Here is a 25558-nt window from a genome sequence, read left to right on the forward strand (position 1 = left end):
GCGGTCTCAGGTGTGCCAGGTGCCGTCGCGGCAGGGCAGCGGTTCGAGGTTGAGGGCGGTCCACAGTTCGAGTCGGGTGCGGGCCTCGTCCAGGGAGCGCCCCGTGACCCGTTCGGCGACGCGCAGCCGCGCGCGCAGCGTGTTGCGGTGCACGCCCAGTTCGCGCGCGGTCGCCTCGACCTGGGCGCCCTGGTCCAGGTAGTGGCGCAGGGTGTGGACGAGTTCGGTGCCGTGGCGGGTGTCGTGGTCGTCCAGCGCCCCCAGGACCGCCTGTCGGAAGGCGCGCGCGCCCTCGGGCGGGACCGACGAGCGCAGGAGTTCCCAGGCTCCGGTGTCGTCGACGTGCCGGTACCCCTCGGCGGCGGCCTGGCGCGCCCGTCCGACGGCCGAGGGCAGGTCGGCGGGGCCGCGTGCTCCGCAGGCGCCCGCGCCCGGGGGGTCGCCGGAGGGGTCGCGCAGCGCCGACCAGAGGCGCTGGCCGTGGCGGGGCGGTGCGGAGCGGGGGAGGACCGCGACGACGGCGCCGTCGACGGCGCACAGTCCGGCGCGGTGCGCGGCGTCGGTGTCGCCGAGGACGTCGGCCAGGGCGTCGGCCGCGCGGTCCGCCAGCGCCTCGGGGGTGGCGGCGGGCAGGTACACCACCTCCCAGGGTGGTTCGGGCAGGGTGAGCAGGTCGGCCGGGAGTCCGGGGGTGCCGGTGAGGGCGGCGCGCAGCAGCGGAGCGCGCTCGCGGTGCCGGATCCTGCGGGTCTGGCGCGAGTGCAGGAGGTCCACGGCGAGCAGGGAGGCGGCGTCGTTGGCGAGCATGCGGGTGTGCGGGGAGACCGGGGCGGGGCTGCGGAGGGCCAGCCAGCCCAGGGACCGGCCGGTGGCGCCCAGGGTCTGGAGGAGGATCGACGCCTCACCGTCGGCCAGGACGGTCATGCCCCGGGGGTGTCGTGCGCGGTCGAGTACGGCGGTTCGGACGCGTGTGTGCCAGGGGGCCTCGGTGCGCGGTGCGGCGGCGGTGGTCATGCCGTTGCGGTCCAGCAGCAGGGTGTGGCCGCTGGTGGCGGTGGCGAGTTCGCGTAGGACGCCGGAGGGGCCGGTGCGCAGCGCGGCCCGTGCCATGGCGTCCTGTGCGGCCAGGACGCGGTCCTGTTCGCGGGTGCGTTCGGCGGCGTGGTGTTCGGCCACGGTCTCGACGACGGCGATGAAGGGGGTCTCGCCCTCCACCAGGAGCACGGGCAGGCCGAGGCGGTCGCCCTCGTCCAGGATCTCGGTCGGGGCGCCGCTGGTCCAGGCGTCGACGGCCACGGCCAGGGCCACGCACCCGGCGTGGTGGAGGCGGCGCAGGTAGGCGCGTCGTCGGTCGGGGGTGGTGCCGAAGCCCATGCCCGCGGTCAGGACGAGTTCGCCGCCGCGCAGCCAGTGCACGGGGTCGTGGAGTTCGGTGACGTGGGCCCACCGGATGGGGCGGTCGAGTCCGCGGTGTCCGGCGACCGCCCGTACCTCCAGGGCGGGGTCCGCGGTGATGTCGCGGGCGGTGATCGTCATGGCTGCCTCCTGGGGTGTGCGTCTCGCACATTTGTCACAGGGTGCCATGTGCGCCACGACCCGGCACGCGGGGGCGGGGAGTGTTTACCGTCTCCTTGACACACCCGCCCTGGCCAGGGGTGGAGCCCGAGAGGGCGGCCCCGGGCCAGGAACCCACGACGGAGGCGCCATGACCGACCGGACATCCCCCACGGCCGCGCATCCGGCGCGCGCGGCCGCCGCCGCGTTCGTCGGGACCACGATCGAGTGGTTCGACTTCTACGTCTACGCCACGGCGGCGGGCCTGGTCTTCGGTTCCCTGTTCTTCCCCGCTGACATCGACCCCCTGGTGGGTCTGATGGCGTCGTTCGCGACCTTCGCCGTGGGGTTCTTCGCACGACCGCTCGGCGGTGTGGTCTTCGGGCACTTCGGTGACCGGCTGGGGCGCAAGTCGGCTCTGGTGACCACGCTGCTGATGATGGGTGTGGCCACGTTCTGCGTGGGGCTGCTGCCCACCTACGCGCAGGTGGGGTTCGTCGCGCCGCTGCTGCTGGTGGTGCTGCGTTTCGTCCAGGGCATCGCGGTGGGCGGTGAGTGGGGCGGCGCGGTCCTCATGGCGGTCGAGTCCGCGCCCGAGGAGCGCAAGACCTTCTACGGGTCCTTCGCGCAGCTCGGCAACCCGGCGGGTGCGCTCCTGGCGACCGGGTCCTTCGGCCTCATCACCGCCTGGGACCCCGAGCTGCTCTACACGTGGGGTTGGCGCCTGCCGTTCCTGGCCTCCTGCCTGCTGGTCCTGGTCGGCCTGGTGGTCCGCCTCAAGGTGGAGGAGTCGCCGGTGTTCGAGGCGGTGCGCGAGCACCGGCCCGCCGAGCCCGAGGGGCTGCCGCTGCGCGAGACCCTGCGTACCTCCTGGCGCACGGTGCTGCTGGGTATCGGGATCCTGCCGGTCGCCGTGGGCGGTTACTACGTCGTCACGACCTTCCTCCAGGCCTACGGCGTCACCGAGGCGGGTATCAGTGAGCAGCTCATCCTCAACGGTCTGACCCTGGCCGCGTTCGTGGAGCTGATCGCGACGCTGGTCACGGCGTGGCTGGGTGACCGCTTCGGCACGGCCCGGATCGTGACGGTCGGGCTGGCGGCGGTGGCGGTGCTGGCGCTGCCGCAGTTCCTGGTCCTGGGGACGGGGAGCGCGGCGCTGATCGTGCTGATGCTGTGCCTGATGCGGGTGGCGATGGCCGCGGTCTACGGGCCGATCGCGCGTGTGCTCGCGCAGATGTACCCGCCGCACGTGCGCTACACCGGCATCTCGGTGTCCTACCAGGTCGCCGGGGCGCTGTTCGGCGGTCTGTCGCCGCTGGTCTGCACCGCGCTGTTCGCCCTGACCGGGAGCATCCTGTCCGTGGCCGCCCTGTTGGCGGCCATGGCCCTGGTGAGTATCGCCTGCCTGTCCCGGGCGCCGCGGTACAGCGACGCCGAGGCCCTCGCGGCCTGAGCCCGGAACCCCGCACGACCGTCGCCGGACCGGGTGGTCCGGCGACTCCGACCCCGCACCACGACGAGGAGTACCGCACCCGTGTCCGCTCTGATCATCCACAACGCCACCGTCCTGACGATGGACGACGCCAATCCCCGGGCCGAGGCCGTGGCCGTGCGCGACGGTCGGATCCTGCTGGCCGGGGCCGCCGGGGAGGTGCGCGCGGCGGCCGGTCCGGGCGCCCAGGAGGTGGACGCGGGCGGTCGTACCGTCATCCCCGGGTTCATCGACCCGCACAACCACCTGCTGTCGACGGCCGAGTCGCTGGCCGCGGTGGACGCGCGCTACCCTCGGGTGGGCAGCGCGGCCGACCTGGTCGCGGTGATCGCGCGGGAGGCGGCCCGCACCCCGGCGGGGCAGTGGATCCGCGCGTTCTCCATGGACGACGCCAAGTATCCGGGGGGTCGTCCCACCCGTCGTCACCTGGACGAGGCCACCAGTGAGCATCCGGTGATCGTCTACCACGTGTCCGGTCACCAGGCCGTGGTCAACTCGGCCGCGCTGGCGTGGAGCGGGATCGGCGAGGACGTCCCCGACCCCGAGGGCGGGTCGTTCGTGCGCGACGAGGGCGGCCGGCTGACCGGGATGGTGCTGGACTCGGCGATGGAGCTGCTGCTGCCGCTGGCGGTGGACATCGGCTGCCACGGGCCCAACTTCCACACCGACCTGCCCTCCGAGCACCTGCTGGGCTGGTTGGCGGACGCGGCGGGGCCCTACCTGTCGGCGGGTGTGACCACGGTGTGCGACCCGCAGGTGTCGGCCCGGGAGCTGCGTGTGTACCGGGCGGCGCGGGCGGCGGGGACGCTGCCGCTGCGCACGCTGGGTATGCCGCTCTCCCACCAGTTGGACGCGCTCACCCGGGCCGGGCTGGCCAGCCCCTTCGGCGACGACTGGCTGCGGCTGACCGGGATGAAGTTCTACTCCGACGGCACGCTGCTGGGCGGTACCGCGAGGTTCACCGTGCCCTACGGTGAGCGCGGCGAGTTCGCGGGCAGCCTCTACCACCACCCCGACCAGCTGGTGGACCTGGTGACGCGGGCGGCCCGGGAGGGGTGGCAGGTCGCCGTCCACACCCAGGGCGACGCGGCCATGGAGCACACGCTGGCGGCGATCGCCTCGGCCGCGCGGGTGTCGGGGCCGGACCCGCGTCCGCGTGTGGAGCACTGCGGGTACCCCACACCCGAGCAGGCCAGGCGGTTCACCGAGTACGGGGTGATCCCGGTCAACCAGCCCAACTTCCTGCACGACAGCGGAGGCGACTTCCTGCGCCGCCTGGGGGACCGGGCGCACCGGCTCCAGCCGATGCGCGAGGAGATCGACCTGGGGCTGCGGCCGGTGCTGTCCAGCGACTCGTTCGTCTCCAGCCTGCGTCCGATGGACACCGTGGCCAACGCGGTGTGCCGTACCACGCGGGAGGGGGAGCGGATCGGTGTGGAGCAGGCCGTCACGCTGCACGAGGCGCTGCGGGCGCACACCCTGGACGCCGCCCACGCGGTGGGGATGGAGGACCGGTTGGGTGCGCTGCGGCCCGGTCACCTGGCCGACGTGGTGGTGCTGGACCGGGACGTGGAGGCGCTGCCGGGCGACCGCCTGCGTGAGGTGGGGGCGTGGCTGACCGTCCTGGACGGGAGGATCGCGCACCGGGCGCAGGAGGGGCCCGCGGCGGCCCCCGCGCTCTGACTCCGCCCCCGAAGGGGATGTCCCCGCCCGCGCGCAGCGCGGACGGGGACACCTGGGGGAGGGGGGTTGGTTCTAGGTGGTCAGGGTGACGCCCCAGGAGTTCTCGATCGGGTCGACCTCCTGGTAGAAGGTGGTGCCACCGCTGGTGCAGTTACCCGAGCCGCCGGAGGTGACGCCCTGCGCCTGCGTGCCGGAGATGAAGGAGCCTCCGGAGTCGCCGGGCTCGGCGCACACGTTGGTGCGGGTCAGGTAGTACACGGTGCCCTGCGGGTAGCTCACCGTCTGGTTGCGGGCCTGGATGGTGCCGCAGTGCCAGCCGGTCGTGGAGCCGGAACGGCAGATGGACGAGCCGATCGGGGCGGCGCTGCTGCCCGTCACGGACTGGTAGCCGCCGCTCTGGTAGCGGGACACGAGGCCGTAGAGGGTGAAGTTGGACGTGCCTCGGACGAAGGCGGCGTCGTTGCCGGGGAAGACCGAGTTCTGGAAGGTGCCCTGGCCGTTGCCGATGCTGACGCCGGTGCCGACGTTGCCGCAGTGGCCCGCCGTGACGAAGCCCGGCTGGCCGGAGCTGTTGGTGGCGGGGAATCCGACCGAGCAGCGCCCGCCCGAACTCATGTAGTAGGCCAGGCCGCCGATGATGTTGGCGTAGGTCTCGGGCCGCTCGGTGACCTCCTGGACCTCGATGGCCGCCGGGTCGACCCCGGCCGCCTCGACCAGTGCGTCGACGTCGGCCTCGGCGCCCTCGACCACCTCGACGACCACGCTGTCGCTGGTGACGTCGGGGTACCAGCCGACGACGTCGCCGCCGGCCTCGGCGGTGTTGAGGTCCTCCACGATGTCGGCCAGACCGTCGGTGCCGTACGAGACGACCTCGGCGGCGGCCCCGGTGGCCTCCACGGCCGCGACCGCGTCGGCGTCGGTCACCAGGACGGTGAGCTCGTGGGTGTCGGTGTCGAAGAGCGAGCCGCCGTAGGCCTCACCGGCCGCGTCGGTGGCCTCCTCGTCGAGGCCCATGGCCTCGTCCTGGGCCTCGAGGAGCTCCTCGGCCTCGAACGGGGTGAGGTCGAGGTCCCTGGCCAGGGCTTCGAGCATCGTGGACGCCTGGTCGTCGGCGACGGGCGTCCGGGGGGACGGAAGGGTCGGCGCGGTTCCGGCGTTCACGCCCGGGGCCATGGTGATGACCAGTCCGAAGGCGAGGGCGCCGGTTCCTATTGCGGAGATAACGGGGGAGGGTCGCATTGGTCCCTACTCTCCTGGGGGGATGGACGGGGGAAAGGCGGCTCCGTGGGGGATGTCCGCCCGGACAGGGGCGAAGTGGGGGTTCGCGCCCTGGTGTTCACCGAGACACTCGGTAAACGAATTCACACCATAAGTGGGCAATTTGGCGAAGGAAAGACCCTCTTTCCGCGAAACTATTCAGAGCGGTGTGGGATGAGCCGATGATCATCTGGATCGGCCGTGGCTACGCGTAGTCGCCGCGCATGTGACCTTGGCTTTCTGCTATTCAACGATCACCCTGAGTAGCGTTTTGATTCACGCAAGAGGGGATGATTGGCCGGATCCGGCCAGTTTCGCCGGAGGGGGTCCGTCATCCCGGTGTCACACGTCTGTAACGCACGAGGTCGGGGGAGTGTCCTGCGCCCGTCGGTGCCGGAGGCGGTGCCGTGTGCGGCCGGTGCGCGGGGAGGGCGGCCGCCGCACCCGGGGCGGTCTGGTATCGGCCCTGCGGCGGCGGAGCGGGAGCGGCGGCCCGTCCGGGTGCGGGGGACGATCCGAGGTAACTAGCGAGTATCGGGCATCGGGAAGGGGGTTGAGCCGCTCGTCGTTGGGCCAAGATAAGGGCGAGAGCCCCGAACGGGAGGTAGCCAGCCATGGCGACGAAGGACACCGGCGGCCAGAAGCACGCATCGCGCCGCGAGGCCGAGGTCGAGGAGACCGAGGCCACGACGGACGTCCAGGAGAACAAGGACAAGCTGGACGAGGAGGTCGACGACATCCTCGACGAGATCGACGACGTGCTGGAGAGCAACGCCGAGGACTTCGTTCGGCAGTTCGTGCAAAAGGGCGGACAGTAGGCGTCCCGCGGCGGTTCGCTGACAGCGCACTCGGGCGCCGCCGGCGCCGCCGCGCGCACGACTAGGGTCGATTCCATCGGCCGGGGACACTGTCCGGCCACCGACAACGAGAGACCAGGCGTCCCATCCGCCCCCGTGACGGGGTGGGACGCGAGTGGAGGGAGTCGCGTGTTCGAAGGGTTCGAGGGCGGACGGTTGCCCGCCGCGTTCATGAGTGCGGGAACCTCGTCCTTCACCGAGTTCGTCCGATCGGTCAGCCCCGAGTTGTTGCCCGGACACCACCTGCCCTCGGGTGAGGGGACCGAGCACCTCACGCCCGACGCGACGACCATCGTCGCCCTGACCTTCCCCGGGGGTGTGCTGCTGGCCGGTGACCGGCGGGCCACCCAGGGCAACGTCATCGCCAACCGGGACATGGAGAAGCTGTTCCGCACGGACGAGTTCTCCGCGGTCGCCATCGCCGGGTCCGCCGGTATCGGTATCGAGCTGGCCCGCCTCTACCAGGTGGAACTGGAGCACTACGAGAAGATGGAGGGCCGTGTGCTCTCCCTGGAAGGTAAGGCGAACAAGCTCGCGCAGATGGTGCGGGGCAACCTGGGCATGGCCATGCAGGGTTTCGTCGTCGTCCCCCTGCTGGTCGGCTACGACGAGAACACCGGCGCCGGCCGCGTGTTCAGCTACGACGCCGTGGGCGGACGCTACGAGGAGCACCGCCACCACTCCATCGGCTCGGGGTCGGTCTACGCCCGCGGGTCGATCAAGAAGCTCTACCGGGACGACCTGGACGAGACCGGCGCGATCAAGGTGGCCCTGGAGGCCCTCTACGACGCCGCCGACGACGACTCCGCCACCGGCGGGCCCGACCTGCACCGCAAGATCTTCCCCCTGGTCGACGTCATCACCGAGGACGGACACCGCCGTGTCCCCGCCGACGACGTCGCCGCACTGGCGACGGAGGTGGTCGAGGGCCGGGCCGCCCACCCCGACGGCCCGACCGTGACGTTGCGCTGATCCGGTCCGAAGACCCCACCACGACCTCTCACGACTAGGTAAGGAACGATCCGCGGTGTCGATGCCGTTCTACGTCGCCCCCGAACAGCAGATGAAGGACAAGGCGGACTACGCGCGCAAGGGCATCGCGCGCGGCCGCAGCGCCGTCGTCCTGCAGTACGAGGGCGGGATCCTCATGGTCGCGGACAACATGTCGCGCACCCTGCACAAGATCAGCGAACTCTACGACCGCATCGGCTTCGCGGCGGTCGGCCGCTACCCGGAGTTCGAGAACCTGCGCCTGATGGGCGTGCGGTTCGCGGACGTACGCGGCTACCAGTACGACCGCCGCGACGTCAGCGGGCGCCAGCTCGCCAACATCTACGCCCAGACCCTGGGCACCGTGTTCAGCGAGAGCCTCAAACCGTGGGAGGTGGAGATCGTCGTGGCCGAGGTCGGTGACACCGCCGCCGAGGACGAGGTCTACCGCATCACCTTCGACGGTTCGATCGTCGACGAGCGCGGATTCGTCGCGGTGGGGGGCTCCTCCGAGAACGTGGCCACCGCGCTCAAGGAGCGGTTCGTCGCCGACGCGCCGCTCAGCGAGGCCCTGCGTACGGCCACGCTCGCCCTGGCCAGGGAGAATGGCGAGGAACGTGAACTGGAGGCGGGCAACCTTGAGGTCGCGGTCCTGGAGCGGGCCCGCCAGCACCGGAAGTTCCGGCGTATCCACGGCCGGCGCCTGACCGCCCTCCTGGAGGAGGGCCGGGCCGGCGGCGGGTCCGCGGGAGCCTCCTCCGCGGAGGCCGGGCCGTCGGGCGGCGGCTCGGGCAGCGACAGTGACTCCGACGGGGACCAGGCCGACGAGTGACCTGAGAGACGATCGCGGTGCGGCGCGCGGGGCGTCGCCGCACCGGCCGGGCGGGTGTGGACGGCGCGGCCCCGCCGTCCGCACCCCGGTGACGGGAAGTTGGTGAGGCCGCGTGGAACGACGGATCTTCGGTCTGGAGAACGAGTACGGAGTCACGTGCACCTTCCGGGGGCAGCGCCGCCTGTCGCCCGACGAGGTCGCCCGGTACCTGTTCCGGAGGGTGGTCTCGTGGGGGCGCAGCAGCAACGTGTTCCTGCGCAACGGCGCCCGGCTGTACCTGGACGTGGGCAGCCACCCCGAGTACGCGACTCCCGAGTGCGACAGCCTCGCGGACCTGGTGGCCCACGACAAGGCGGGTGAGCGGATCCTGGAGGGGCTGCAGGTCGACGCCGAGCAGCGCCTGCACGAGGAGGGCATCGCCGGGGACATCTACCTGTTCAAGAACAACACCGACTCGGCGGGCAACTCCTACGGCTGCCACGAGAACTACCTGGTGGGCAGGCACGGCGAGTTCGGCCGCCTGGCCGACGTGCTGATCCCCTTCCTCGTCACCCGGCAGATCATCTGCGGGGCGGGCAAGGTCCTGCAGACCCCGCGCGGCGCCCTGTTCTGCGTCAGCCAGCGCGCCGAGCACATCTGGGAGGGCGTCTCCTCGGCGACCACGCGCTCGCGCCCCATCATCAACACCCGGGACGAGCCCCACGCCGACGCCGAACGCTTCCGCAGGCTGCACGTCATCGTCGGCGACTCCAACATGAGCGAGACCACCACGCTGCTCAAGCTGGGCTCGACCGACCTGGTGCTGCGGATGATCGAGGCCGGTGTGGTCATGCGCGACTACACCCTGGAGAACCCGATCCGGGCGATCCGCGAGGTCAGCCACGACATGACCGGTCGGCGCAAGGTGCGGCTGGCCAACGGACGCGAGGCCAGCGCGCTGGAGATCCAGCGGGAGTACCTGGAGAAGGTGCAGGGGTACGTCGACCGCCACGGGACCGACGCCGTGGGCAAGCGGGTGCTGGAGCTGTGGCAGCGCACGATCGAGGCGGTCGAGACGCAGAACCTGGAGCTGGTGTCCCGGGAGATCGACTGGGTCGCCAAGTACCTGCTGCTGGAGCGCTACCGGGACAAGCACGACCTGTCGCTGTCCTCGCCGCGGGTGGCCCAACTGGACCTGACCTACCACGACATCCACCGCGACCGCGGACTGTTCTACCTGATGCAGAACCGCGGGCAGATGGAACGGGTGGTCGGGGACCTGAAGATCTTCGAGGCCAAGTCGGTGCCGCCGCAGACGACGCGGGCCCGGCTGCGCGGTGAGTTCATCCGCCGCGCCCAGGAGCAGCGGCGCGACTTCACGGTCGACTGGGTGCACCTGAAGCTCAACGACCAGGCGCAGCGCACGGTCCTGTGCAAGGACCCGTTCAAGTCCGTGGACGAGCGGGTGGAGAAGCTCATCGCCGGGATGTGAGCGCCGCGGATTCCGCCCGGGGAGGTCAGGGTGGCTCCGGGCGGGGCCGTGGCGTCCGGGGGTGTTCTCGGGGGTGGCCGCACGCCGACCATTCGGTAGTGTGACCCTGTCCTGAGCCCGAAACCAGAGGTTGTGACCCATGCACCGACGTGCTGCCGCCCTCGCGGTGCCACTGACCGCCCTCACCCTGGCGGTCTCCAGCTGCGGAGCCATCCCCGAGGAGTGGCGCACGCCCGCCTTCCTCCAGATGGGCGAGGAGCAGCTCGACCCCCGGATCCCGGACGTCACCGGGGAGGTCGGCGAGGAGCCCGAGATCACGTTCCCCGACGTCGAACTCCCGGACGAGGAGATCTCCGGGGTGGTGGCCACGGGATCGGGCGAGGACGAACTGGTGCGCGCCGACGACCTCCTCGTCGCCAACGTCGCCCAGTACCAGTGGACCGCCCCGGGCGAGGGTGAGGCGGTCGAGGGCCAGTCCAGCTACGAGACCGGGGCCCCCGACCTCATCCGGATGAACCAGATGCCCGAGTACATCACCGACTCGCTGGTCAACCGGTCCGTCGGCAGCCGGGTCGTGTACGTGTTCCCGCCGCTGTCCGAGGAGGAGGCGGCCCAGGCCGAGGCCGCGGGCCAGGAGACCCCCGAGGGCGCCAGCGTGCTGGTGCTGGACGTGATCGACCGGTTCGGCAACGGGTCGCTCGTCCCCGGTGAGCAGACCAGTGACGGCGGCGGCGACCTGCCCACGGTCACGCAGGACGACGTGAGCGCACCGGTGATCGAGATCCCCGACACCGACCCGCCGGAGGATCTGACGGTCGAGCCGCTCATCGAGGGCACCGGGCCCGAGGTCGAGGAGGGCCAGCAGGTCATCGTCCAGTACACCGGCATCCGCTGGGATGCCGAGGAGGACGGGACCCACGAGCCCTTCGACTCCACGTGGAACCGGGCCGGTGAGCCCTTCGACGCGACCCTCGCCGAGGGCAGCCTCATCGACGGCTGGGTCCAGGGCATGGTCGGCCAGCGTGTGGGCAGCCGCCTGCTGCTGGTGGTCCCCGGGGACATGGCCTACGGGGAGACCGCGGAGGAGGCCGGGGGCGGTCCCGCCGGAACGCTGGTGTTCGTGGTGGACCTGCTGGGCGCCTACGACAACCCGCCGCCGCCCGAGGAGCAGCCCGCCGAGGGCGAGGAGCCGGCCGAGGGTGAGGAGGGCTCCGACGAGGAGGCCTCGCCCGAGGAGGAGGCGTCTCCCGGGGAGGACTCCGGAGACAGCGAGGAGTAGGAGCGGACGGGCCCGCGCCCGACCGTCGCCTCGGGGAGCCCCCGCGCCGATCCGCGCGGGGGCTCCCCCGTTCCTACCGGCCGGACGCCGCCCCTGTCCGGGACAGGGTGAGGCGGCGGCGGTCCCGTTCGATCCGTGTGACGGCGACGGTGACCCGATCGCCGACCCGGACGGCCCGCTCGGGGGCGTCGGTGAGTTCGTCGAGGGGGACCAGGCCCTCGATGCCGTCCGTGACGCGTACGAAGGCGCCGATGGGCGCGAGTTTGGTGACCGTCCCGGAGAGGGACGCCCCTTCCGGGACGGTGTCGGCGAACTCCAGGAAGGGGTCCGGGGTCAGCGCCCTGAGCGAGAGGACCGCCTCGCCGTTGCCGGTGTCCGCGCCCAGCAGCATCCCGGTGACCCGCTGTCCGACCCCGACGGCCTCGGACAGTTGCTCGACACGCCGCCAGCTCAGTTCGGACACCCGGAGGAAACCCACGCCCGGGAGGACCGGGTGCGGCGGTCCCTCGTCCAGCGCGACGAACACGCCGAAGCGTCGTAGGTCCGCGACGACGCCGGAGAGGAGGTCACCCGGGCGCAGCGAGGTGAGGAAGGCCCAGAGTTCGGGGTTCTCGGTGGCGGCGAGGGAGAGGCGGACCCGGCTCCGGTCCGGGTCGAGGCCGATCACCTCGGCCCTGACGCGCTGCCCGACCCGCACCGCGTCGCCCGAGAAATCCTGCCAGGACCAGTCCCTGCGCCAGATCTCGGCCGCCACCTCCGGGGGGAAACCGTCGAGGCGGACGACGGCCGCGCCGGACCCGGTGACGTCCGTGACGGTTCCGGACAGGTTGCGTCCGATCCGCACGTCGGCCAGGGCGCCGGTGGTGACCGGGAGGTCCGTCGGCCGATGCTCGGCGCCCAGCCTCTCGCGGAGGTTCTTCAGGCTGTCATGCGCGTCCTCGTGCTCTGTCGGCTCGTTCACGGCACCACCCTCGCATGGTGCCGACCCCGTATCGCCCCCGTCCCGGGGCGGAGGTCACTCCGACGTGACGGACGGCGCGGACACGCCCTCCCGTCGCCCGCCGCCGCCCTCAACGGACGCCTTCGGCGCGGACACGCCCTCAGGGCGATCATCCACGCCCTGGCGGGGAAGGATACGTAGAGTCGGTCCCATCGGAGGGGGAGCCATGCCAGACCGACGGCGCTACTGCTACGTGTCCGGGTTGCGGCTGGGAGTCCCGGCGCTGGAGGAACTGTGCGCCCAGGGACGACCGCCCAGTCTCGTCGTGTCCTACAACGCCGAACTCGCGCACCGCTGCGGCTACACCGACTTCGACCCGCTGACCCGGCACCTGGGCCTTCCGCACCTGCGGGCCGCCGACATCAACTCCGACGAGGTGCGCGACGCCCTGTCCACGCACGGCATCGACCTCATGGTCGTCGCGGGCTGGTCCCAGCTGGTTCCCGAACAGCTCCTGGACTCCCTGCCCCTGGGCGGGGTCGGGCTGCACCCCTCCCCGCTGCCGGTCGGCCGCGGCCGCGCCCCCATCCCCTGGACCATCCTGCGGGACATGCGCTCCAGCGCCGTCACCCTCTTCCACCTGAACCGCGAGGCCGACGCCGGTGACATCGTCGACCAGCTCTGGTTCGACGTCGCCCCCGACGTGACCGCCACCGGGCTCTACGACCGCGTCTCCCACCTCCAGGCCGAACTGCTCGTGCGCCACCTGGACGACCTCCTGGAGGGCACCGCGCCGCACCGCCCGCAGACCGGCCACGTGTCCGTCTGGCCGCGTCGGCGCCCCTGCGACGGCCACCTGGACTTCACGGCCTCCGGGGCCGACGTCGACCGGATGGTGCGCGCGCTCGCCGACCCGTACCCGGGGGCCTTCGCGCGGTTCGGCGGGGCCCACATCACCCTGTGCGGAGGTGTGCTGACCGACACGGTCGCCGGGGGCGCCCCCGGGCAGATCGTCTCCGTGGGTCCCCGCCGGGAGTGGGGTGTCACCTGCGGCGACGGCACGGTGTTCGTTCCGGACGCGCTCCGGGTGGACGAGGGGGTGCGCGCCGAGCCCACGTCGCTGGCGATGTTCCGTCCGGGCGCCTCCTTCGACGTCCCCTCACCGCACATGCTCACGTCCGCGCGGCCCGGTGCGGTCCCCCACCCGGCGCCCGACGGCGACTCGCTCCTGCGCGCCTGACCACCGGGCCCCGGAGCGGCCCCGCGCCGTCCCGGCCGGTCAACCCTCCAGCAGGGCGGCCGCGTGGCGTCCCGCGGCGGCGGCGCTGAGGAAGGCCGCCCGGTCCTGCTCCAGCCCGCGGCCCATCGTGGACACCTTCACCGGCAGCGCCCGCAGGTGCTCCTCCAGACCGGTGACGCCCACCTCCACGAGGGTGTGCCGACCGGACAGCGCGGCGGCCTGGGCGCGCACCCGCTCCCCGAAGGCCCCGGGCAGCCGCGGGACGACCACGTCCGCTCCGGCCAGCGCCACCCGCCCGTAGGCGGTCAGGCTGTGGTGGGACACACCGCGGTGCCGCTCCCTGCGGTCGGCCTCGCTGACCCGCAGCGACGCCACCGCACGCCCCTCCAGGGCGGCGACCGCGTTGACCGCCTCCCCGCAGGCCACCCCGGAGAACCCCCACGGGGTGCCCGTGCCCAGGTTCCCGGGGCCCTGGCACACGACGGCCACGTCGGCCTCCAGCACGTGCCGGGCGGTCAGGAGCCCGGAGTGGACGGTCACGGCCTCCAGGTCGCCGCCGAAGGACTGTCCGGTGGTCACGCACCCCGTCAGCAGCCCCTCCTCCCGAAGCACCCCCAGGACCTGGGAGAACGCCGCGGGCAGGGCGCCGCCGTCGAGCATGACGTAGACGATCCGCGCCTCGGGCCGCGTGGCGCGCACCCCCGCCACCACGGCGGGCAGTGCCGAGTGCAGGTCCGCGACGACGACGGGCATACCGTCGACGCCGACGGCGTCGCGCAGCGCCGCGTGGTGGGGGGAGCCCTGTTCGTCGGCGCCCAGGACGGCGGTCTGCAACGGGCTGTAGCGGGCCTTGACCAGGTGCCCGGGGCCGCGGGGGTCGGCGGGCAGACGGTCGGGGACAGCGATGACCAGCGCGTATCCGCCGGTTCCCAGCCCCAGGTCCAGGGCGTTGGTGTTGAGCAGGACCGTGTCGCCCACCCGGGGGCGTCCCACCAGGTCGGTGTAGGCCAGCGCGCGTCGGGTCACCGTCCGCGGCCCGTCCCCGGTGTCCACGGCCACCAGGCACGGGAGCACTCCGGGCCAGGAGGGCAGGAGCTGACGGACTTCACCACGGCGCCACCGGATCATGTTGGGCACGGTACCTTCGTTGCTGAAACCGGTGACGGAGCGACGCGCGCGAGGCGCGGCCCGCGCCGGTCGATCCACCACACACGTCGAGAAGGGTGCTGGCGATGTCGCGCAGGAAGACGGAACGGCAGCTGAACCTGGTCATCTGTCTGCTGTCCACGCGCCGCCATCTCACCGCCCAGGAGATCCGCGCGACGGTGCCGGGGTACGCGGAGGCCGAGAGCGAGGCCGCGTTCAAGCGCATGTTCGAGCGTGACAAGCGCGAGCTGCGCGACAGCGGCATCCCCATCCAGGTGGGGACCGGTGACGCCGTCAGCGGTGAGGAGGGCTACCGCATCTCGCGCACCGACTACGAGCTGCCCGAGATCGAGCTGCTGCCCGACGAGGCGGTGGTGCTGGGGCTGGCGGCGCGCGCCTGGCGGCACGCGTCCCTGGGCGAGGCGGCGGCCAACGCGCTGTTCAAGCTGCGGTCGGCCGGGGTGCCGGTGGACAGCGAGGCCGCGCCCGGGCTGTCTCCGGCGATGCGCACCGACGAGCCGTCCTTCGGTCCGGTCTGGCAGGCGGTGCGCGACCGCCGACCGATCGCGTTCGACTACCGCAAGCCGGGTCAGGAGACCGCCGAGCGGCGCGAGGTCGAACCGTGGGGCATCGTGAACCTGCGCGGCCACTGGTACGTGGTGGGCCACGACCGGGTGCGCGGGGCGCGCCGCGTCTTCCGGCTCGGCCGGGTCCGCGGCCAGGTGACGGTGCTGCGCGGCGGCCCCGACGTGGCGGTCCCCGAGGGTGTGGACCTGCGCTCGGTGGTGGCGGGGCAGCGCGCCGAACCCGAACGGTCCGCCGTCCTGCGGGTGCGTACCGACGCCGCCCACGAACTGCGGCGCGGCGCCCAGCGCGTGGTTCCCGGGGAGCGCGACACCTCCGGCGACGGGTGGGACACCCTGACCCTGCCCTACGCCGACACCCCCGACCTCGTGCGGCGGGTGGCCTCCTACGGCGCGCGTGCGGTGGTGGTGGAACCGGTGGGGGCCCGTGCGGCGGTCGCGGCGCACCTGGCCGCCACGGTCGAGTCCGGTCACGGGGCCGACGGCGCGGAGGGGTCCGTGACCGACGAGGCTCCGGGGGCGCCCGCGCGGGGTCCGCGGTCGGCGGACCAGCTGCGCCGACTGCTCATGCTCGTGCCCTACGCCCTGGGCCGCGACGTGCGGGTGCCCGAGGTGGCGCGGCACTTCGGACTCAGTGAGAAACAGGTCGTGGCCGACCTGAGCCTGCTGTGGATGTGCGGTCTGCCCGGCTACACCCCGGGTGACCTGATCGACGTGGACCTGGACGCGGCCAGGGAGACCGGTGAGATCATCATCGGCAACGCCGAGACGCTGGCGCAGCCGCTGCGGTTGACCGCGGACGAGGCGGCCAGCCTGGTGGTGGGCCTGTCGCTGCTGGAGGCGCTGCCCGAGGCGCAGGGCCTGGAGGGCGACGCGCTCAAGCGGGTGGGGGAGAAGCTGCGTGCGGCCGCGGGGGCGGCGGTGGCGTCGCTGGCCGACGCCGTGCAGGTACGGGTGGAGGTGGACGAGCAGGTCGCCGACACCCAGCGGCGCTGCGCCGACGCCCTGGCCTCGGGGCAGCGCCTGCACCTGCGTTACCTGTCGGGCTACCTGGACCAGGTGACCGAGCGCGACGTCGACCCGATGGGCCTGGTCGTGCAGGACGGGTACCCGTTCCTGGAGGGCTACTGCCACCTGCGCGGCGACGTGCGCCTGTTCCGGCTGGACCGGGTCCTGGACCTGAGCGTCCTGCCGTACGCGGCGCGGGTCCCCGAGGGCGTGGGGCGCCGCGACCTGTCGGCGGGGGTGCTCCAGCGCTCCGAGCGCGACACGGTGGTCACCCTCGACCTGGAGCCGTCGGCGCGGTGGGTCACCGAGGACTACGTGTGCGAGTCGGTGGCCGAGCTGCCCGGGGGAGGGGTCCGCGCCACCCTGCGCACGCCCGCGCCCGCGTGGGTGGTGCGGCTCGCGCTGGGGCTGGGCTCCTCCTGCCGGGTGTCGGCCCCGGCCGAGGTCGCCGAGGAGGTGCGCGCGGAGGCGGAGCGGGCGCTGGCGCACTACGGTGCGGGCGCGCACCGGTAGGCCGCTTCCGGGTTTTCGCCGGTGGGTGCCTCCTCCCTGTTCACCGGGGGGTGGGGTGCAGGTCACGGCGGAAGGGATATGGTGGTGGGCATGATCGCCCTCGCTGTCCTTTTCGGTACGGTTCTCGCCGGGGCCGTCGTCGTCGGGGCCCTCACCGCGAGGATGCTCCGACACGCGCGTGTGCTCTCCGCCGAGGTGAACCGGGCCACGGGCGCGTACCAGGCGAGCAGAGCCGACCTACGCGAACGCGTCAACCGGACCGGAACGCCCGCGTGATGTCCGCGAAGCGCGGGGCGCGTACCATCGAAGGCGCTCGGTTGCGCCCCACAGAGAGGTAGAACCATGGGAGCCATCAACGGACCCACCATCGCCATTCTGGTGGTCCTGGCCGTGTTGCTGTTCGGAGCCAAGAAGCTGCCGGACCTCGCCCGCTCGGTGGGCCGCAGCGCGCGCATCCTCAAGGCCGAGAGCAAGGGCCTGATCGACGAGGACAACAACGACTCCGGTGACGACGACAAGCGGGCCCAGCAGCCCACCGCGGAGGCCCAGCAGCCGCAGCAGCAGTCGCAGCAGGGGTACCCGCAGCTGCCCCCCGGCCAGCGCATCGTCAACGAGTCCGGTGAGGCCCAGCCCCGCACCTACGGCAACTAGGGCGGAACCGCACCCGTTGGACCGGTCCCTCGCGGGGCGCCGGTCCGTACGCGTGTATCGCGGGCGCGGCCGTGCGCCGCGCGTGATGGAGTAGGCGGGGTTCCGTCCGCGTCGGGCGGAACCGGACGAGAGAGAGTGACCACACGATGAGGGCACGAGGCCGGGCGGCCAATCCGGAGGCCCGGATGCCGCTCATGGACCACCTGCGCGAGCTGCGCGGCCGCCTGACCAAGGCGCTGATCGGCCTCGCGCTGGGCGCCGTCGTCGGGTACGTGTTCTACCAGCAGGTGTGGGACTTCCTCACCACGCCCTACTGTTCGCTGCCGGAGTCCTCGGCGTTCGACTCCGAGGGCTGCTCGCTCATCGTCACGGGGCCCTTCGACGCGTTCTTCGTCGCGATCAAGGTGTGGGTCTTCGTCGGCGCGCTGGTCTCCGCGCCGATCTGGCTGTACCAGCTGTGGGCGTTCGTCGCCCCGGCCCTGCACAGCCGGGAGAAGAAGTACGCCTACATCTTCGTCCCGCTCGCCGCGGTGCTGTTCGTCGGCGGCGCCGCGCTGGCCTACCGGATCACGTCCCTGGCGCTGACCGTCCTGTTCGGGTTCCTGCCCGAGGACGCCGACCCGATGCTGACCGTCGACCAGTACCTGGACTACATGATCATCATGATGGTCGTGTTCGGGCTGGGCTTCGTGATGCCACTGCTGGTGGCGCTGCTCAACCTGATGGGGATCCTGCCGCACGAGGCCCTGGCCAAGTGGCGCCGGGGCATCATCTTCGGCGCGTTCGTGATCGCGGCGGTGGTCACCCCGGCCGAGCCGATCTCCATGCTCGCGCTGGCCGTGCCGCTGGTGGTCCTGTTCGAGATCGCCGAGCTGTTCGCCTTCCTCAACGACCGCCGCAAGCGCCGCGATGATCCGCTCGCCGACCTCGACGACGACGAGATCTCCGACCTCGACGACGCCCCCTCGGACCTGGACGGTCCGGACCTGGAGGAGAAGTCCTCCAAGCGCCGCTGAGCGGACGGGTGACGCGCTAGGGTCTGGCCGGGGGCCGGGATGGTGCGGCTCCGGCGCACCGGGCCGGTCCCGGGGCGCTGATCCGATGTTGTGAAGGGCCAGTGCGATGAGTGAGCAGTCCCCAGCCAGCCGTGAGCTTCCCCCCGAGGCGATGGGCAACGAGAAGTGGCACGACACCACGCACGCGGTGTGGATGCGGTCCTCGCTGTCCAAGGAGGAGTCCGAGGCCGTCGTCGAGGTCGCCACGTTCGACGACGGCTTCCGCGCGGTGCGCGACGGCAAGTCGCCGGAGAAGGGCACCCTGTTCTTCACCCCGGCGGAGTGGGAGGCGTTCGTCCTGGGCGCCCGCGACGGCGAGTTCGACATTCCCGAGGAGTACCTCACGGAGGAGGAGCGCCGGATCCAGAACCGCGAGGTCGACGTCGAGGTCGCCTGGGTGCCCTCCCCCCTGAACACGCCGGAGGCGATGGAGGAGTACCATCGCCGCCAGCGCGAGGAGGCCGGGAAGGCCCGTACCGACGGGTCCTGACGGGTCGGGCACGCCCGGGCGCGAGGGTGTGCGCGGTCCCCGGCCCTTGCGTGCACCCTCAGCTCCCCAGGTAGTACAAGGACCCGTTGATGACCCCCGAGATCGACCTGCTGGTCAACCCCCGCTCCGGACGGGGCCGCGCCGCCGTCACCGCCGTCCGGCTCAAGGAGCGCCTGCGCGAGTCGGGCGCGAACGTGCGTGTCCTGGCCGGGCACTCCGCCGCCGACAGCCGTCGTCTGGCCCGCCTGTCGGCCGCCGACCGTCCCCACGCCCTGGTGGCGGTGGGCGGGGACGGGCTGGTCCACCAGGCGGTGCAGGGGGTCGTGGGCACCGGGGTGCCGCTGGCGGTGGTTCCCGCCGGGACCGGCAACGACATCGCCCGGGCGTTCGGCCGTCCCGGGCGGTCGGTGCGCGGCACCGCGGACGCGATCCTGGCCGGGCGCACGCGCGCGGCCGACGCGGTGCGCCTGAGGCTGGAGGACGGCACCGAACGGCACTTCCTCAGTGTGCTGGCCTGCGGTTTCGACGCGCGCGTCAACGAGCGGGTGAACGGTTTCCGGTTCAGCGTGGGCCGGGCCGGATACGTGGTGGGCCTGCTGTCGGAGCTGCGCTCCTTCGCGCCCACGGACTTCACCGTCGAGGTGGACGGGCGCCGGATCGAGGAACCGGGCATGCTGGTGGCGGTGGGCAACACCAGCGCCTACGGGGGCGGTATGCACATCTGCCCCGACGCCGTCCCCGACGACGGCCTCCTGGACGTGGTGTTCGTCCGGGCGGCTCCGCTGGCGCGGTTCGTGCGGTTCCTGCCCCTGGTGTTCAGCGGCGCACACACCGGGCTGGACCAGGTCGTGGTCGAACGCGGCCGGTCGGTCACCGTCCGCGGGCAGGCCGGCGCCGCCTACGCCGACGGTGAGCGGATCGGCGCCCCGCCGCTGGTCTGTGAGGTCGTTCCGGGCGCGGTCGAGATGTTGGACGTGACCTCCTAGTCTGGGAGGCATATGAGTACTCACGCTGAGCGGTACGCCGCCTTCCGTCGGCGCAAGAGCGCCTCCAGCGCCGCGATCGAGGCATTCCAGGGCCTCTACGGGTTCGAGTTCGATCCCTTCCAGGTCCGTGCCTGCAAGGCGTTGGAGTACGGTCACGGTGTCCTGGTCGCCGCGCCCACCGGCTCCGGTAAGACCGTGGTCGGCGAGTTCGCCGTCCACCTGGCGCTGAGCCAGGGCACCAAGTGCTTCTACACCACGCCCATCAAGGCGCTGTCCAACCAGAAGTACAACGACCTGGTCAGCCGCTACGGCAGCGAGAAGGTCGGGCTGCTGACCGGTGACAACAGCGTCAACGGTGAGGCGCCGGTGGTCGTGATGACCACCGAGGTGCTGCGGAACATGCTCTACGAGGGGTCCTCGACCCTGGGCGGGCTGGCGTACGTGGTGATGGACGAGGTGCACTACCTCGCCGACCGCTTCCGCGGCGCGGTGTGGGAGGAGGTGATCATCCACCTGCCCGAGTCGGTGCGGATGGTCGCCCTGTCGGCCACGGTGAGCAACGCCGAGGAGTTCGGCGAGTGGCTCCAGCAGGTGCGCGGCGACACCACCGTCATCGTCGACGAGAAGCGGCCGGTCCCGCTGTGGCAGCACGTCATGGTGGGCAGCCGGATCCACGACCTGTTCGCCGAGCCGGTGGAGGAGGAGGCCGCCCCCGAGGCTGAGGAGGGGCGGCGCGGCGGCGGACGCAAGCGCAAGCGCAACCGCCGCGGCGACGAGCGGTCGTGGCGCCCGCGGGAGATCGTCGTGGGCGGGCGCAAGCTCGCGATCAACCCCCGGCTGAGCCGGATCGCCGAGGAGGACGCGCGCACCACCCAGCTGGAGCACCGGCGCCGCTCGCCCCAGTCGCGGGCGCGCAGGAACGGCACCATGCGGCCCCGTACCCGGTACGCGCCGCCGTCGCGGCCCACGATCATCGAGAAGCTCGACGACGAGGGCCTGCTGCCCGCGATCACGTTCGTCTTCAGCCGCGCCGGGTGCGACGACGCCGTACGCCAGTGCGTGGCCTCGGGGCTGGTGCTCACCACCCCGGAGGAGGCCGAGGAGATCCGCGAGTACGCGGAGACGCGGTGTGCCGACATCCCTCCGGCGGACCTGGCCGTGCTGGGTTTCGAGCAGTGGCTGCGCGCCCTGGAGGCGGGGATCTCCGCCCACCACGCGGGCATGCTGCCCACGTTCAAGGAGATCGTCGAGGACCTGTTCTCCCGGGGCCTGATCCGCGCGGTGTTCGCGACCGAGACCCTCGCCCTGGGGATCAACATGCCCGCCCGCACGGTGGTCATGGAGAAGCTGGACAAGTGGAACGGTGAGGCCCACGTCCAGCTCACCCCGGGCGAGTACACCCAGCTGACCGGACGCGCGGGGCGGCGGGGGATCGACGTCGAGGGCCACGCCGTGGTCGTGTGGCAGGCCGGGACCGACCCCGAGTCGGTCGCCAGCCTGGCGGGCACCCGCACCTACCCGCTCAACTCCAGCTTCCAGCCGTCCTACAACATGGCCGTCAACCTCGTCGGCCAGGTGGGGCGCCGCCGCAGCCGCACCATGCTGGAGGAGTCCTTCGCCCAGTTCCAGGCGGACCGGGCGGTGGTGGGTCTGGTCAAGCAGCTGCGCAAGCAGGAGGAGGCCCTGGAGGGGTACGCGGCCTCCGCCGAGTGCCACCTGGGCGACTTCATGGAGTACGCGGCGCTGCGCCGCGCCCTGAGCGACCGCGAGTCGATGCTGGCCAAGACCAGGTCGGTCCGGCGTCGCGACGAGGCCCTGGAGAGCCTGGAGAGGCTGCGTCCCGGCGACATCATCCGCATCCCCTCGGGCCGTTTCTCCGGCCACGCCGTCGTGCTGGACCCCGGCCTGAAACTGGATCTTCCGGCGCCGCTGGTGCTGACCGCGGACAAGCAGGTCAAGCGGGTCAACGCCAGCGACTTCACGGTGCCCGTGCACCCGTCGGGGCGGATGCGCATCCCCAAGTCGTTCTCGGCCCGGTCGCCGCGGTCGCGTCAGGACCTGGCCTCGACCCTGCGCAACAAGCTCCGGGAGCAGGGCGACACCCCCAGGGCCGGGCGCGCCCCGCGTGAGGTCGGGGAGGACGAGGAGGTGCTGCGGCTGCGGGCCGAGCTGCGTCAGCACCCCTGCCACGGGTGCGACGAGCGTGAGGAGCACGCCCGCTGGGCCGAGCGCTACTTCCGTCTGCACAAGGAGTCCGAGGGCCTGCGCCGCCGGGTGGAGGGGCGCTCGCACGTGATCGCGCGGACCTTCGACCGGGTGTGCGGGGTCCTGGACGACCTGGGCTACCTGACCGGCGACACGGTCTCCGACGACGGCGCCCGGCTGGCCAAGGTGTACTCGGAGCTGGACCTGCTGGTCGCCGAGTGCCTGCGGCGGGGGCTGTGGAAGGACCTGACCCCGGTGGACATGGCGGCCGTCGCCGCGGCGCTGGTCTACGAGCCGCGCCGCAACGACGACCCGTTCCCGAGGGTGCCCCCCGGGCGGATCGAGGAGACCCTGGAGGAGATGGTGCGCCTGTGGGGCGACCTCAACGACGTCGAGTCCCGGCACCGGGTGTCCTTCCTGCGCCAGCCCGACCTGGGGTTCGTGTGGACCGCCCACCGCTGGGCCAAGGGGGACCGGCTCGACGCGATCCTGCGACGCGCCGACATGCCCGCCGGGGACTTCGTGCGCACGGCGAAGATGCTGGCGGACATGCTCGGCCAGATCGCCGGGGCCACCGGGGATCCGCAGGTGCGCTCCACCGCGCGCAAGGCCACCGACCTGGTCCTGCGCGGTGTGGTCGCCTACTCCTCCTTCAACTGATCCCTGCCCTGCGCGCGCCCGCGGGCCCGCACGGGAACGGACCTCGGTGACCGGGCGGGGGGATCTTCCCGGAACCGCGGACCACCGGTGCGGTGGCAACGCGCTCCTCGCGGGGCGGTGGCGCTGGCGCGTACGACCGGGGGAGCCGACCCTCCCGCCCGTGCCGGGCCGGAGCGGTTGCCGCACGGAACAAGCGGGGATCGGTGGGTGTTGACCGGTTCGGGCGACGGGCGGGCTGAAGAATCCCTGCCCTGGGGGCGCCCGAACACGGGCCGAAGCGCAGCGGAGGCCCAAGACGAACACCGCTAGTGGGACCCCCGTGGTCGGGCAGACCTCCGGGTGAGGCCATCATGGGGGGAGCACGGGACCCGTCCAGGGATGCGCGGTGGACTCCGTCCATCGTGTCCGTCCTGGGGGCCTGTAGTCCGCAACACACCTGAAGCGAGGATTGAGCAGTGCTGCGCACCCTCATCAACGGCAAGATCCACCGGGCCACCGTGACCCAGGCCGACCTGCACTACGTCGGTTCGGTGACGATCGACGCCGACCTGATGGACGCCGCCGACATCGTCGACGGCGAGCAGGTCCACATCGTCGACATCGACAACGGCAACCGCCTCGTCACGTACGCCATCACCGGTGAGCGCGGCAGCGGCGTGATCGGGATCAACGGTGCCGCTGCGCGCCTGGTGAGCCCGGGCGACCTGGTCATCATCATCTCCTACGCCCAGGTCACCGAGGCCGAGCGGGCCGAGCACGTCCAGCACATCGTGCACGTGGACCGGGACAACCGGATCGTGGCGCTGGGCAACGACCCGGCCGAGCCGATTCCCGGGAGCGAGCTCGTCTCCGGACGCTGACGCCCTCTCCCCGGGCCGGAGCCCGGTGACCCGACACCGTCGCCGGACGTGCGCGTCCGGCGACGGGTGTCCGGGGGCGGGCCGCTCCGGATGGCCGGTTCCGGCCTGCTCGGTGTCGTCCCGGGGCGGGTACGTCCAGCGGCGGGATGGACGGTGCTGACGAGGAACGGCGGTGGGTCGCCGAGTACGTCGAGTGGCAGAAGCAGGGTGCGTGGACGGTCCTGTGGGGCCCGTACACCCGTCGCTTCTGGGCCTACGCGTGCTGGCCGGGGGTGCCCGAGGAAGGGCTGGTGATCAGTGCCCGCGATCACCACGAGCTGTACGCGCTGATGCGCTCCGTGGAGCGTGAGCACGGTTACCTGAGGTGGCGTTACGGCCGAAGGTGACGAAGGTTTACGATTCATCCGTTGTCAGGACGAATCGAAGGGCGGGCCTCGTGGTCACCGAATCCACGCTGAGCGGTCGGGGTCTCACCGGGGAACAGCGGGTCCGCCTGCAGCGCCGCACCGTTCTGACACTGATGCTCACCCAGGTCGTCGGCGGTGTCGGGATGGGCGCCATGCTGGCCGTGGGTGCGCTGATCGCCCGCGATCTGACCGGATCGGACACCTGGTCGGGCGTGGCCACCACGATGATCACGCTGGGCGCCGCCGTGTTCGCCCTGCCCCTCGCCTCGATCGCCGCGCGGCGCGGGCGCCGCCCCGGGCTGGCCCTCGGGTGGGCCATGGGCGGTGTGGGCAGCTCGGTGGTCATCGCGGCCACCGTTCTGGAGTGGTTCGTCCCGTTCCTGGTCGGCATGGTGCTCATCGGTGCCGGGACCGCCACCAACCTCCAGGCCAGACACGCCGCCGCCGACCTGGCCGATGAGGACACCCGCGGGCGCGACCTGTCGGTCGTGGTGTGGGCGACGACCGTCGGCGCCGTCCTGGGGCCCAACCTCGTCGGTCCCGGCGGGCGCGTGGCCGCCCTGGTCGGCCTTCCCGAACTGCTCGGTCCGGTGCTGTTCACGACCGCCGGATTCGCCCTCGGCGCGGCTCTGACCCTCCTGCTGCTGCGCCCCGACCCGCTGCTGGCGAGCGCCGCGCGGGCGGACTCCCCCTCCGCTGGCCCGCCGGCCGCGGCACCGGCGCGGCCGTCCCCGCTGGCGGGTCTGGCCGAGGTCGTCGGCAACCCCCGTGCCCTGCTGGCGATCGTCGGGATCGTGGCCAGCCACGCCGTCATGGTCGCGGTCATGACGATGACCCCCGTCCACATGTCCCACCACGGGGTCGGGCTGACGGTCGTCGGGCTGACCCTCTCGCTGCACATCGCCGGGATGTACGCGTTCTCCCCGCTCGTGGGCTGGCTGACCGACCGCCTCGGCCGGGTGCCCGTGCTGCTGGCCGGGCAGGGTGTGCTCCTGACGGCCGTCGCCGTCGCCGGTACCGCCGGGGAGGACGAGGTACGGGTGACGCTCGGTCTGGTGCTGCTCGGCCTGGGGTGGTCGTTCGGTCTGGTGTCCGGGTCGACGCTGCTGGCAGAGTCGGTGCCCGATGCCGCGCGTCCGCGGGTGCAGGGTCTGAGCGACCTGCTCATGAACCTGGGCGGCGCGTCGGCGGGCGGGGTGTCGGGGGTCGTGCTCACCCAGGCCGGTTTCGGCGGCCTCAACCTGTTCGCCGCGCTGTTCACCCTCCCGGTCGTGGTGCTGGCCCTGCGGGCGCTCGTGGTGCGGCGCGGCGTGGGCGGCGACCGGTTGGCCTGACCGGTCACACCGAAATTGGGGCGGACCTTTACCGGAAACGCCCTGGTGGTCAGCCCTGCGCGTG

At 72.4% G+C, this 25558-nt stretch carries 22 protein-coding genes; 18 read left to right on the plus strand and 4 right to left on the minus strand.

Translation table 11 applies throughout. The features are described 5' to 3' along the window. Positions 1 to 6: 6 nt before the first annotated feature. Positions 7 to 1536, minus strand: a complete 1530-nt coding sequence (locus tag ACTVAJ_RS03405) for a PucR family transcriptional regulator (RefSeq protein ID WP_470386529.1) — start codon at positions 1534 to 1536, stop codon at positions 7 to 9. Positions 1537 to 1705: 169 nt separating this feature from the next. On the opposite strand from ACTVAJ_RS03405, the gene ACTVAJ_RS03410 reads away from it, so the two are divergent. Both ACTVAJ_RS03410 and ACTVAJ_RS03415 read left to right on the plus strand, forming a co-directional pair. Next, positions 1706 to 3007: an MFS transporter gene (locus ACTVAJ_RS03410; RefSeq protein WP_470386530.1), complete on the plus strand. Its 1302-nt coding sequence runs from the start codon at positions 1706 to 1708 to the stop codon at positions 3005 to 3007. Positions 3008 to 3088: 81 nt separating this feature from the next. Beyond that, positions 3089 to 4729 carry an amidohydrolase gene (locus ACTVAJ_RS03415; protein ID WP_470386531.1) on the plus strand — a complete coding sequence of 547 codons (1641 nt, stop codon included), beginning with the start codon at positions 3089 to 3091 and terminating at the stop codon, positions 4727 to 4729. Between the two features lie 72 nt (positions 4730 to 4801). Here the strand turns inward: ACTVAJ_RS03415 and ACTVAJ_RS03420 are convergent, their stop codons facing one another. Beyond that, the gene (locus tag ACTVAJ_RS03420; RefSeq protein ID WP_470386532.1) at positions 4802 to 5968 is read right to left on the minus strand and encodes a S1 family peptidase; all 1167 of its coding nucleotides are present in this window, start codon (positions 5966 to 5968) and stop codon (positions 4802 to 4804) included. A gap of 632 nt (positions 5969 to 6600) precedes the next feature. On the opposite strand from ACTVAJ_RS03420, the gene ACTVAJ_RS03425 reads away from it, so the two are divergent. The 5 genes from ACTVAJ_RS03425 to ACTVAJ_RS03445 all read left to right on the plus strand — a co-directional run bounded on the left by ACTVAJ_RS03425 (position 6601) and on the right by ACTVAJ_RS03445 (position 11415). Beyond that, entirely contained in the window at positions 6601 to 6804 is a 204-nt protein-coding gene (locus ACTVAJ_RS03425; RefSeq protein WP_470386533.1) for a ubiquitin-like protein Pup, read from the plus strand. A gap of 168 nt (positions 6805 to 6972) precedes the next feature. Continuing rightward, positions 6973 to 7815, plus strand: a complete 843-nt coding sequence (gene prcB, locus ACTVAJ_RS03430; RefSeq protein WP_470386534.1) for a proteasome subunit beta — start codon at positions 6973 to 6975, stop codon at positions 7813 to 7815. A gap of 55 nt (positions 7816 to 7870) precedes the next feature. Then, the gene (gene prcA, locus ACTVAJ_RS03435) at positions 7871 to 8665 is read left to right on the plus strand and encodes a proteasome subunit alpha (protein ID WP_470386535.1); all 795 of its coding nucleotides are present in this window, start codon (positions 7871 to 7873) and stop codon (positions 8663 to 8665) included. Between the two features lie 112 nt (positions 8666 to 8777). Continuing rightward, positions 8778 to 10136, plus strand: a complete 1359-nt coding sequence (pafA, locus tag ACTVAJ_RS03440; RefSeq protein ID WP_470386536.1) for a Pup--protein ligase — start codon at positions 8778 to 8780, stop codon at positions 10134 to 10136. Positions 10137 to 10275: 139 nt separating this feature from the next. Next, entirely contained in the window at positions 10276 to 11415 is a 1140-nt protein-coding gene (locus ACTVAJ_RS03445) for an FKBP-type peptidyl-prolyl cis-trans isomerase (protein ID WP_470386537.1), read from the plus strand. Positions 11416 to 11488: 73 nt separating this feature from the next. Here the strand turns inward: ACTVAJ_RS03445 and ACTVAJ_RS03450 are convergent, their stop codons facing one another. Beyond that, entirely contained in the window at positions 11489 to 12376 is an 888-nt protein-coding gene (locus tag ACTVAJ_RS03450; RefSeq protein ID WP_470386538.1) for a S1 RNA-binding domain-containing protein, read from the minus strand. A 205-nt stretch (positions 12377 to 12581) separates the two neighbouring features. Here ACTVAJ_RS03450 and ACTVAJ_RS03455 point away from each other — a divergent pair, with 205 nt between their 5' ends. Then, the gene (locus tag ACTVAJ_RS03455) at positions 12582 to 13595 is read left to right on the plus strand and encodes a methionyl-tRNA formyltransferase (RefSeq protein ID WP_470386539.1); all 1014 of its coding nucleotides are present in this window, start codon (positions 12582 to 12584) and stop codon (positions 13593 to 13595) included. Between the two features lie 39 nt (positions 13596 to 13634). Here the strand turns inward: ACTVAJ_RS03455 and ACTVAJ_RS03460 are convergent, their stop codons facing one another. Beyond that, positions 13635 to 14723: a DUF3866 family protein gene (locus ACTVAJ_RS03460; RefSeq protein ID WP_470386540.1), complete on the minus strand. Its 1089-nt coding sequence runs from the start codon at positions 14721 to 14723 to the stop codon at positions 13635 to 13637. A gap of 104 nt (positions 14724 to 14827) precedes the next feature. Here ACTVAJ_RS03460 and ACTVAJ_RS03465 point away from each other — a divergent pair, with 104 nt between their 5' ends. The 10 genes from ACTVAJ_RS03465 (at position 14828) to ACTVAJ_RS03510 (ending at position 25494) form a co-directional block, all read left to right on the plus strand. Continuing rightward, the gene (locus ACTVAJ_RS03465) at positions 14828 to 16846 is read left to right on the plus strand and encodes a helix-turn-helix transcriptional regulator (RefSeq protein WP_470386541.1); all 2019 of its coding nucleotides are present in this window, start codon (positions 14828 to 14830) and stop codon (positions 16844 to 16846) included. A gap of 90 nt (positions 16847 to 16936) precedes the next feature. Then, complete coding sequence (locus ACTVAJ_RS03470; protein WP_470386542.1) at positions 16937 to 17122, plus strand: hypothetical protein; 186 nt, start codon at positions 16937 to 16939, stop codon at positions 17120 to 17122. 66 nt (positions 17123 to 17188) lie between these two features. Beyond that, entirely contained in the window at positions 17189 to 17497 is a 309-nt protein-coding gene (gene tatA, locus ACTVAJ_RS03475) for a Sec-independent protein translocase subunit TatA (RefSeq protein WP_470386543.1), read from the plus strand. Positions 17498 to 17682: 185 nt separating this feature from the next. Then, the gene (tatC, locus tag ACTVAJ_RS03480; RefSeq protein ID WP_470386604.1) at positions 17683 to 18513 is read left to right on the plus strand and encodes a twin-arginine translocase subunit TatC; all 831 of its coding nucleotides are present in this window, start codon (positions 17683 to 17685) and stop codon (positions 18511 to 18513) included. Between the two features lie 106 nt (positions 18514 to 18619). Next, entirely contained in the window at positions 18620 to 19042 is a 423-nt protein-coding gene (locus ACTVAJ_RS03485; protein ID WP_470386544.1) for a DUF397 domain-containing protein, read from the plus strand. Between the two features lie 89 nt (positions 19043 to 19131). Continuing rightward, the gene (locus ACTVAJ_RS03490) at positions 19132 to 20028 is read left to right on the plus strand and encodes a diacylglycerol/lipid kinase family protein (RefSeq protein ID WP_470386545.1); all 897 of its coding nucleotides are present in this window, start codon (positions 19132 to 19134) and stop codon (positions 20026 to 20028) included. Positions 20029 to 20040: 12 nt separating this feature from the next. Then, positions 20041 to 22893, plus strand: coding sequence for a DEAD/DEAH box helicase (locus ACTVAJ_RS03495; RefSeq protein ID WP_470386546.1), 2853 nt, complete (start codon positions 20041 to 20043; stop codon positions 22891 to 22893). A gap of 455 nt (positions 22894 to 23348) precedes the next feature. After that, positions 23349 to 23753, plus strand: a complete 405-nt coding sequence (gene panD, locus ACTVAJ_RS03500; protein WP_017597463.1) for an aspartate 1-decarboxylase — start codon at positions 23349 to 23351, stop codon at positions 23751 to 23753. Positions 23754 to 23899: 146 nt separating this feature from the next. Next, positions 23900 to 24139 (plus strand): hypothetical protein, encoded by a 240-nt coding sequence (locus ACTVAJ_RS03505; protein ID WP_470386547.1) that lies wholly within the window; start codon positions 23900 to 23902, stop codon positions 24137 to 24139. 134 nt (positions 24140 to 24273) lie between these two features. Beyond that, on the plus strand, positions 24274 to 25494 hold the full coding sequence (locus ACTVAJ_RS03510) for an MFS transporter (RefSeq protein ID WP_470386605.1): 1221 nt from the start codon (positions 24274 to 24276) through the stop codon (positions 25492 to 25494). Positions 25495 to 25558 lie beyond the last annotated feature (64 nt).

It is taken from the genome of Nocardiopsis sp. KDC1DS13DA1 (genome assembly GCF_055632325.1).